This window comes from Rhodopseudomonas sp. (assembly GCF_048594845.1).
In the GTDB taxonomy this organism is placed as follows: domain Bacteria; phylum Pseudomonadota; class Alphaproteobacteria; order Rhizobiales; family Xanthobacteraceae; genus Rhodopseudomonas.
Genome location: NZ_JBMDXE010000066.1, coordinates 1 through 1958 on the forward strand (window position 1 = coordinate 1; position 1958 = coordinate 1958).

At 67.1% G+C, this 1958-nt stretch carries 2 protein-coding genes; both read right to left on the minus strand.

Annotation, left to right across the window (positions count from 1 at the left end):
• Positions 1–731: AzlC family ABC transporter permease (locus ACOJTD_RS03470; RefSeq protein ID WP_420131541.1), on the minus strand; the 731-nt coding region annotated here is incomplete at its 3' end.
• A 154-nt stretch (positions 732–885) separates the two neighbouring features.
• The coding region (locus ACOJTD_RS03475; protein WP_420131542.1) for an ATP-dependent metallopeptidase FtsH/Yme1/Tma family protein at positions 886–1958 on the minus strand (1073 nt) is incomplete at its 5' end.

A 1958-nucleotide genomic window follows, 5' to 3' on the forward strand; every position in this document is an offset into this window, starting at 1 on the left:
AGCTCCCGCGGCGGCGGCTCATCCATCAATCCCGCGCTGAGCGCGCCCGACAACGCGCCCGCGATGATGAACCAATAGCCCGGTGTCAGCCAATGCACCGTCAGCGCGACGGCGCCCGAGACCGCCCAGGGGATCGCTCGCCGAGGTCCCTTCCAGGCAGGCACCAGCATCGCGGCGAAGAATGCCGGCATTGCCAGATCGACGCCGTACTTCCTCGGGTCGGATAGTTGCTCAGCGAGCAGAAAGCCGGGGATCGAGGACACCAGCCAGACGAAGTACAGCACCAGCCCGCCGGCGACGTAGAACGCCGCGTTGGCGCCGCCGTGCTCGCGGTAGCGCATCGCGGCCAGCCAGCCGCCGTCGGTGACCAGCAGCATCGCCGGATAGGACTGCCACGCCGGCAGTATGCCGAACCACGGCCGCATCGAGGCCGTCATCAGCAAGAAGCGGATGTTGACCGTCGTGGTGAGCAGGGCCAGCGCCGCGATCGTCGACGGCGTCAGCGTCTCCGGCCACGACTGCACGGCCACGAACTGCGACAGGCCCCCATAGACAGTCGCCATCATCACTTCGACTTCGGCGAGCGTGAAGCCTTTCTGAGCACACAACGCGCCGAAGGCCATGCCGAAGGCGAGTGTGCCTGGCAGCATCGGCCCGATCGCAACGATGCCGGGCCAGATCGCTTCGCGCGACCAATAGGCCGGCGCTTTCGTGATGTGATGGCTGGTCATGGCTGCGTCCGCATGGCGGGTTCTGCCTGCGGGTTGCGCGGCACGCCGTCAAGCGCCAACGGCGCAGCGGCGCCCTGCGCTGCAGGGCTTCGACCGACCGCGCAACAAAAAACGCGGCGTTTCCGCCGCGTTCTTCGAATTCAGTCCGGCGTGCTTACGCCTGGGGCTGCGGCTCCAGGCCCGGATCAGGCCGCGGGCGCGGCTTGCCGGCGGGGGGCACAGCCGAAGTACGCGGGCCCGAGGGCTCGAGCACCGACTCGCGGTTCGGCTTCTTGCCGTTGATCAGATCGGTGATCTCGTCGCCGGTCAGCGTCTCGAACTCGAGAAGGCCCTTGGCGAGAGCTTCGAGGTCGGCGCGCTTCTCGGTGAGGATGCGCTCGGCTTCCTTGTAGCCCTCTTCCACCAGCCGCTTGATCTCGGCGTCGATCTTCTGGACCGTCGCCTCGGAGGCGTTCTGGGTCCGCGACACCGACATGCCGAGGAACACTTCGTCCTGGTTCTCGCCATACGAAACGGTGCCCAGCTCTTCAGACAGGCCCCAGCGCGTGACCATCATGCGGGCGAGGCGGGTGGCCTGCTCGATGTCCGACGAAGCGCCCGACGTCACCTTCTGCCGGCCGAAGATCATCTCTTCGGCGACCCGGCCGCCCATCATGATGGCGAGGCGCGAGGTCATCTGCTCGAGCGACATCGACAGCTTGTCGCGCTCCGGCAGCTGCATCACCATGCCGAGCGCACGGCCGCGCGGAATGATCGTGGCCTTGTGGATCGGGTCGGTGGCCGGGACGTTGAGGCCGACGATGGCGTGGCCGCCTTCGTGATAGGCGGTGAGGAGCTTCTCCTCCTCCGTCATCACCAGCGACTTGCGCTCGGCGCCCATCATCACCTTGTCCTTGGCGTCTTCGAATTCGGTCTGGGTGACCATGCGCTTGTTGCGCCGGGCCGCCATCAGCGCCGCTTCGTTGACGAGGTTCATCAGGTCGGCGCCGGAGAAGCCAGGGGTGCCGCGCGCGATGTTCTTCAGGTTGATATCCGGCGCCAGCGGCACCTTGCGGACGTGGACCTTGAGGATCTGCTCGCGGCCGACGACATCCGGGTTCGGCACGACGACCTGACGGTCGAAGCGGCCGGGACGCAGCAGCGCCGGATCGAGCACGTCGGGGCGGTTGGTGGCGGCGATCAGGATCACGCCCTCATTGGCCTCGAAGCCGTCCATCTCGACCAGCA